Origin of the sequence: Corynebacterium sp. (assembly GCF_030538285.1) — a bacterium.
Classification (GTDB): domain Bacteria; phylum Actinomycetota; class Actinomycetes; order Mycobacteriales; family Mycobacteriaceae; genus Corynebacterium.
On record NZ_JAUNUG010000074.1, the window covers coordinates 1 to 8,020 of the forward strand.

At 67.4% G+C, this 8,020-nt stretch carries 5 protein-coding genes; 4 read left to right on the forward strand and 1 reads right to left on the reverse strand.

All coding sequences use genetic code 11. The features are described 5' to 3' along the window. Positions 1-34: 34 nt before the first annotated feature. Positions 35-1,612 (reverse strand): carboxylesterase/lipase family protein, encoded by a 1,578-nt coding sequence (locus Q4G50_RS14095; protein WP_303378286.1) that lies wholly within the window; start codon positions 1,610-1,612, stop codon positions 35-37. A 19-nt stretch (positions 1,613-1,631) separates the two neighbouring features. On the opposite strand from Q4G50_RS14095, the gene Q4G50_RS14100 reads away from it, so the two are divergent. The 4 genes from Q4G50_RS14100 to Q4G50_RS14115 all read left to right on the forward strand — a co-directional run. Further along, positions 1,632-2,441 (forward strand): shikimate 5-dehydrogenase, encoded by an 810-nt coding sequence (locus Q4G50_RS14100; protein WP_303378290.1) that lies wholly within the window; start codon positions 1,632-1,634, stop codon positions 2,439-2,441. Between the two features lie 85 nt (positions 2,442-2,526). After that, positions 2,527-3,291: a hypothetical protein gene (locus Q4G50_RS14105; protein WP_303378287.1), complete on the forward strand. Its 765-nt coding sequence runs from the start codon at positions 2,527-2,529 to the stop codon at positions 3,289-3,291. After that, the gene (locus tag Q4G50_RS14110) at positions 3,292-6,993 is read left to right on the forward strand and encodes an ABC transporter ATP-binding protein (protein ID WP_303378288.1); all 3,702 of its coding nucleotides are present in this window, start codon (positions 3,292-3,294) and stop codon (positions 6,991-6,993) included. It abuts the gene before it with no gap. A 125-nt stretch (positions 6,994-7,118) separates the two neighbouring features. Continuing rightward, positions 7,119-8,020 (forward strand): 2-oxo acid dehydrogenase subunit E2 (locus Q4G50_RS14115; RefSeq protein WP_303378289.1); only part of this gene is annotated, 902 nt, incomplete at its 3' end.

The following is an 8,020-nucleotide window of genomic DNA, read 5'->3' on the forward strand; positions in this document are numbered from 1 at the left end:
GCCTCAGCCACCCGCCCCCACCCCACCCACACCCCTACCTCCCCAACTCGGTGCTCACCATCAACCCGAGCTGTTCCAGCAGTTCAGGGGCGCCGTTGCCCCAGTCGGTCATGTCGTAGTGGGCCCAGGCGCGGCGCTGCGCGGCCTTCGGGTCGAACTCAACGCGGGTGGGGTCGTCGAAGACCATGGTGGCGCGGGCCGGGGACGCATCGGAGGGTGGGCCGTAGGCGGGCCATTCGGATCCGGGGCGACCGTGGTGGATGAATTGGCCCCAGTGATACTGCATGCGGTCGGTGAGTTCGGCCATGCCTTCCATGCCGCCGAAGCGGGTGACGCCGGCTGTGCGGGAGGCCCCCGGGTCACCGAAAATCGACGAGAGTTCCAGCGAGTGCATGGCGCCCAGGCCGAGCCAGCGCAGGGCGGCTGGGGCGTAGTCGAAGCGGTACATCCAGGTCGGCGCGACGGCGTTGTGGTCTGAGGCGAGGCGGACGGAGGGTGCCCAGAAGAGGGCGTCGGCAAGCAGTTCGGCGAACTCGCCGCGCTCGGAGGCACCCGCGTATGCCTCCAGCACCCGGTGCGCCTCGACAGAGTCGAAGGCGGAGAGCAGGCGCAGTGCGGCACGCGAGCGCGCCGAGGTGCGCATGTAGAACACTTTTGAAAAGCTGGCCTCATCCGAGTTGGTGCCCAGCAGCAGTGGCACCTTGACCTGGCGGCCGGCGCTGAAGCACGACAGGGGGTGTTCGGGTAGCAAAGTGCCGTCGACGGTGGGTGCGTAGGTGGTGTTGAGGTGCATGAACCCTTGCCCACGCCACATCATAGACTGCCCGGCGCGCACCAGGTCATGGGGGTGTTCAGCGCGCAGGTCACGCAGGGTGGCCTGGCGGGGCAGGGCCATGCGGTAGACCAGTTCGCGGGCCCACAGTTCGGATTGGGCGCGGGAGTGGACCATGCCCAGGGGTGGGGATTGGGCGATGGCGCGGTGGAAGAGCCCGTCGGCGGCGGGGGCGGCCATGAGGGTGGCCACTGCCGAGCCACCGGCGGATTCGCCCATCAGAGTCACAGAATCAGGGGCACCGCCGAATTGGGCGATGTTGGCCTGTACCCATTGCAGGGCGAGCAGTTGGTCGCGGACGGCCGGGTTGGCCACGCAGTCCTCGCCGACAGAGCGCAGGTCGAGGTAGCCGAGCGCGCCGAGTCGGAAATTGATGGAGACGTACACACAGTTCATGGCGCGGGCGAACTGGTAGCCGCGCAGCATCGGCTCGTGGGAGGAGCCCATGATGAAGGAACCGCCGTGGAGGTAGACCACCACGGGGAGTTCTTCGTCTGTATCGGGGCGGACGATGTCGAGGTGGAGGCAGTTCTCGGAGCCGACGACGCGGTCGGTCCACGAGTAAGTCGGTTGGGGGGCGACGGGCCCGAAGTGGGTGGCGTCGCGCACCCCTCTCCAGCGGCGGGGGCGGCGGGGGGCGCGGAAGCGGTTGTCGCCGCCGGTGGTGGCGCCGTAGGGGACGCCGCGCCAGCTGCGGATGCCCAGGTGATCGTCGATAAGACCACGCACCACGCCGGCGGTGGTACGGACCAACGGTCCCTGACGGTCAGAAGGACTCATGACAACTACGCTAGTGAGCATGGTGAATTACGTCGACCGCGAGACAGTTCTATGCATCTCCTTGGCCGCGCGCCCCAGTAATCACGGGGTGCGTTTCCACAACTGGCTGTACGCCGAGCTGGGGTTGAATTACCTGTACAAGGCGGTGGCGCCGACGGACATCACGGCGGCGGTCGCCGGGATCCGTGGTCTGGACATCCGCGGGGCGGGTGTGTCGATGCCGTTCAAGCAGGATGTGATCCCGCTTATCGACGCCCTCGATCCCTCCGCCGAGCGCATCAACGCGGTGAACACCATCGTCAATACTGATGGTGAGTTGGTCGGCTACAACACGGATTACGTAGCGGTTGCCAGCCTCTTGAACTCCCACGAGGTAGATCCCGCGCTGTCGGTGGCGGTACGCGGTTCCGGTGGGATGGCCAACGCAGTGGTGGCGGCGCTGGCCGATCACGGACACTCGGGCACGATCGTCGCCCGCAATACCGAGACGGGTCCGGCGCTGGCGCAGCGCTACGGCTGGGAGCACGCGACGGAGGTCCCGGAGGGCGCGCAGCTGCTGGTCAACGTCACGCCACTCGGCATGAACGGGGAGCACGCGGAGGTCCAGGCGTTTTCTAACGCGGAAATCTCCGCCGCCGAGCTGGTTTTCGATGTCGTCGCCTATCCCGTGGACACCCCGCTCATCGCCGCAGCGCGCAGTCTCGGGGTGCCCACCATCAACGGCGGGGAGGTCGTCGCCCTGCAGGCGGCGGAGCAGTTCGCGCTGTACACCGGGGTGCGGCCGACACCGGCCCAGGTGAAGGCGGCGGAGGAGTTCTCCAACCGGTAGGGAACAAACTCCCCGGACTCCGCGTTAAAGTTGATGGCATTGATTAGCGGAACACTATAACAACACGATAACAAGGAGATCCCCCATGACTCTTGAGACGAGCAACGCCTCCACCCGCACCGACGAGACCATCGTCGACGGCATCGGATCTGACCCCCAGGCCTTGGAGGCGAACGCCGGCGCCGCCGGGAAGGCGCTGATCCGCGCACTGGATAAGGCGGTCTCCTTCCAGTCCTCAGCCATCGAGGGCTATGTTGAGCGCCTGCGCCGCAAGAACCCGGAGGCGTCACCTGCGGAGATTCAGGAGCTCGTCGATAAGCATTTCCTGCGCATTGCCACCGGCACCGGGGCGGGTGCGGGTGCCGCCGCCGCGATCCCGGGCATCGGATTTTTCACCGGCGCGGCCGCCATCGCGGGCGAATCGGTCGTCTTCCTCGACGCCGCCGCCTGGTACACCATGGCCAGCGCCTCTCTGCGGGGGGTGGATATCTCGGACAAGGAGCGTCGCAAAGCGCTCATCCTCGTCTCCCTCCTCGGCGCGAAGGGATCCGCGGTGGTCGACGCCTTCGTCGGTGATGTCGGCAAGTCGAAGGGTCTGCCGACCATGTCCACCGTCGCGCGTTTTTCCGCCCCGCGCCTGACCGAGGTGAACAACCGTCTCGTCCGCATGGCACTGAAGAATCTGAGCAAGCGTCTGCGCCGCGCCTGGCTGGGCAAGATCATGCCGCTGGGTATCGGCGCCATCGCCGGTGTGGTCGCCAACCGCAAGCTCTCCCGCGCCGTCATCTCCAACACCCGCGAGTCCCTGGGCATGGTGCCCGCTTCCTTCTCTTCCCCGGTAGGTGATTAATTGCGGGACCATTCCGGGATAAAAGAGCTTCTCGACGCCCTCCGTACCCGCCGCGGCATCGCCATCGTCACGATCGTGGCGACGATCGCCGCGGTGCTCTTCGAGATCACCATCCCCCTGCTCACCGGCTCCGCGGTGGATGTCGCCACCGGCGCGCAGGGCGAAGGCCCGACCGGTACCGATGCATCGCTGCGGACCATCATCATCACGCTCATCGTCGTGGCCTTGGCCCGCTACCTCAGCCAATTCCTTCGCCGCTACACCGCGGGCCGGCTATCCATTGACACCCAGCACACCCTGCGCATCCGCATCCTCGACCGGCTCCAGCGTCTCGACGGCCCCGGCCAGGACCAGATCGTCACCGGCCAGATCGTCTCGCGTTCCATCTCCGACCTCAACGCCACCCAGGGCCTGGTCGCCATGGGGCCAATGGCGATCGGCAACGTCGTGCAGCTGCTCATCACCGCCGGGGTCATGCTGTGGGTCTCTCCCCTGCTCACGGTGATCGCGCTGGCATTCATGCCGCTCATTGTCGGTGTCGCCGTCTTCTCACGCCGCTCGATGTACGCCGCCACGTGGGTCGCCCAGCAGTCGGCCGCGGATCTGGCCACCCACGTCGAGCAGACCGTCACCGGCGTGCGCGTGGTCAAGGCGTTTGCCCAGGAAGAGCGCGAGGTCGACCGCCTCGACGAACTCGGCCGCACCCTGTTCGCCGCGAAGATGCGCGCCGCCAAACTCATGGCGCGCTTCCAGCCGCTGCTGCAGAACCTGCCGCAGGTCGCCCTGGTGATCAACATCCTGCTCGGCGGCTGGCTGGTCATGGAGGGGCGCATCACAGTGGGCACCTTCTTCGCCTTCTCCGTCTACCTCACCACCATGACGCACCTGGTAGGCATGCTCTCCGGCATGATCGTCACCTTCCAGATGGGCCTGGCCTCGCTTGACCGCATCGCCGAGATCATCGACATGTCGCCCGAGCACCCCGACCCGGCCGACCCCACCCCGATCCCGGACGGCCCCCTGGGCCTGCGTTTCGACGCCGTCACCTTCGACACCGACGGCCACCGCGTCCTCGATGACCTCACCCTCGACGTCGCCCCCGGCGAAACCCTGGCACTCATCGGCCCGGCCGGCTCCGGCAAGTCCATGGCGGTGCAGCTGGCGGGCGGGTTCTACCGTCCCGATGCCGGTTCACTCTCCCTGACGTCCGACGGCCGCCCCCTGTCCTTTGACACCCTCGCGCGCGCCGAGCTGCGGCGTGCGGTCACCGTCGTGTTCGACGAGGCCTTCCTCTACTCCTCCACCATCCGCGACAACATCACCATGGGCACCGCCGCCACCGAGGAGCAGGTCCGCCACGCCGCCGAGCTGGCGCAGGCCACCGAGTTCATCGACCGCCTGCCCGAGGGTCTGGACACCATCGTCGGCGAGCGCGGACTCACGCTGTCCGGTGGGCAGCGCCAGCGCATCGCCCTGGCCCGGGCACTGTTCTCCCGGCCGCGGGTGCTCATCCTCGACGATGCCACCTCCGCCATCGACGCCGCCACCGAGGCCCGCATCCTCGCCGGCCTGCGCGCCGAGCTGCACGATGTCACCGTCCTCGCGATCGCCCACCGCCAGTCCACTCTGGATCTGGCCGAGCGGGTCGCCATCATCGACTCCGGCCACATCATCGTCACCGACGACCTCGATTCGCTTATCGACGACCCCCGCTACCTCCGCATCATGGACCCCACCCCGGAGCCCCTGCCGGACCGGAGCAACATCCCCGAGCCAGCCCACGCTGACCTGTGGCCGGAGGATGTCGTCAGCGAACGCACCGAGCACATCAATACCCAAGGCGGCATAGGCCGCGGCATGGGTGGTGGTGGCGGCCGAGGTATGGGCAATATTTCGGCGACCCCAGAGCTTCTGGCGCGCGTCGATAAGCTGCCGCCCGCCACCGAATCCCCGCGCCTGGACGCCGCCCACCTCCGCAGCGACCGCGCCACCTTCCGGGTGCGCGAGCTGTTCGCCGCCGTGCGGTGGCTGATCATCGGCGTCATCGCGCTGCTCATCGTCGGTGTGCTCACCAGCCTTGCCTTCCCGACGCTCATGCGCTGGGCCGTCGACCACGGTGTGGCCGCCGGTGATATGGACACGCTGTGGCAGATCGCCGCGGGTGGCCTCGGCGTCGTCGCCGTGAGCTGGGCGGCGACCGTGATGCTCGTGGTGCTCACCTCGCGGACCGGAGAAAGGCTGCTCTACGGGCTACGCCTGCGCTCCTATGCGCACCTGCAACGCCTGAGCATGGACTACTACGAATCCAATCTCTCGGGTCGGATCATGACGCGCATGACCACCGACATCGACACCCTGAGCTCTTTCCTGCAGACCGGACTGGCGCAGGCGATTGTCTCGGTGGGCACCCTGGCGGGCATCATCGCCATGCTGGCGTGGACCGATGCGGGGCTCTCCCTCGTGGCAGTCGCCGCGATCCCGCTCATCGTCGCCGTGACCCTGGTGTTCCGCCGCATCTCCTCGCGCCTGTACACCCGGGCCCGGGAGCAGATCTCCGCCGTCAACGCCTCCTTCCAAGAGAACATCAACGGGCTGCGCGCCGCCCAGATGCACGGCCGCACCCCGCTGGCCCTGGCCGCCTTCGAGGAGGAATCCAACCGTTACCGCCGCCTGCGCACCCAGGCACAGACCGCCGTGGCGATCTACTTCCCCGGCGTCAACGCGATCTCCCAGATCGCCACCGCGGTAGTCCTCGGGGTCGGCGCCACCCGCGTCGCGCAGGGCGATCTCACCGCCGGCGTGCTCGTCGCGTTTGTCATGTATCTCTCCCAGCTCTACGGGCCGATCCAGCAGCTGGGGCAGATCTTCGACTCCTGGCAGCAGGCTACCGTCGGTTTCCGGCGCATCACCGAACTGCTCGCCGCCCGCCCCGCCGTTCCCGACACCGGCACCCGCCCCGATGCCGCACAGGCCGCCCGCGGCCCCCTGGCGCTGGAAGGCGTCGACTTCGCATACTCCCCCGAAGGCCAACTCGTCGCCGAGGATCTCAACGTCACCATCACACCCGGAACCACCGTCGCCCTCGTCGGGCCGACCGGGGCGGGCAAGTCGACGCTCGTCAAGCTGCTGGCGCGTTTCTACGACCCCGTCCGCGGTGAGGTGACGGCGAGCGGCACCGACATCCGCTCCTTCCCGCTGGCGCAGTGGCGCCGGGCGATCGCCCAGGTGCCGCAGGAAGCCCACCTGTTCATCGGAACCGTGGCGGACAACATTGCCTACGGGCGGCCGTCGGCAAGCAAGGAAGACATCGAGGAGGCCGTGCGCCGCATCGGGGCACTCGACATCATCGCCGGCATTCCGGGCGGCTTCCGCCACCCCATCGGCGAACGCGGGCGCGGCCTGTCCTCCGGACAGCGGCAGCTCATCGCGCTGGCCCGCGCCGAACTGCTGCAGCCCGACGTCATGCTTCTCGACGAAGCCACCGCCACCCTCGATCCCGCCACCGAAGCAGCCGTCCTCGACGCCTCCGACCGCATCACCCGGGGGCGCACTTCGGTCGTCGTCGCACACCGTCTGGCGACCGCCGCGCGGGCCGATCGAATCCTCGTTGTGGACAAGGGACGTATCATCGAGGACGGAGCCCACAATGATCTACTCAACCGGGAGGGTGTGTACGCCGGACTCTGGCGTGCCCACCGTTAACGGGGGTGGACGAAACGCCCCCAGCAGTGCTAGTTGAGGGGTATCATCGCGCTACCCTGTAGTGGACAATTATTGTTGGCATAACGACTGCAACAAAAAGCAATGAAATGAGGCGAGCACCTGCCGTGAGCAGCGCAAGTACTTTCGGCCCGAACGAGTGGCTGGTAGACGATATGTTCCAGCAGTTCCAGAAGGATCCCCAGTCCGTGGACAAGGAATGGCGGGAGCTGTTCGAGAAGAACGGCGGACCGTCTTCTGCTGGTGCGGCAGCCGCCACCCAGGCCGGCAAGGCAAAGGAGCCTGTCTCGGTGCCCTCCGCCGGCCCGATCGGTTCCGACAAGACCCAGGAGCGTAAGACCGTCGTGACCGAGCAGGCCAAGGCCGCGCAGGACATCACTAAGAAGGAGGCCCCGGCCGCCGGACGTCCCCGCAAGAAGCCGGTCTCCCCGATCGACCGCGCAGCCAACACCCCGGCCCCGGAGGCTGGCGCCAAGCCGCTGCGCGGCCTGTTCAAGGCCATCGCCAAGAACATGGACGAGTCCCTCGAGGTCCCCACCGCGACCTCCGTGCGCGACATGCCGGTCAAGCTCATGTTCGAGAACCGCGCCATGGTCAACGACCACCTGGCACGTACCCGCGGCGGCAAGATCTCCTTCACCCACATCATCGGCTACGCCATGGTGAAGGCGATCATGGCCCACCCGGACATGAACGTCTCCTACGAGGTCAAGGACGGCAAGCCCTCCGTCATTACCCCGGAGCACATCAACATCGGCCTCGCCATCGACCTCCCGCAGAAGGACGGCTCCCGCGCACTCGTGGTCGCCGCCATCAAGGAGACCGAGAACATGGCGTTCGATGAGTTCATCGACGCTTATGAGGACATTGTCGAGCGCTCCCGCGTCGGCAAGCTCACCCTCGACGACTACCAGGGTGTCACCGTCTCCCTGACCAACCCGGGCGGCATCGGCACCCGCCACTCCGTGCCGCGCCTGACCAAGGGCCAGGGCACCATCATCGGTGTCGG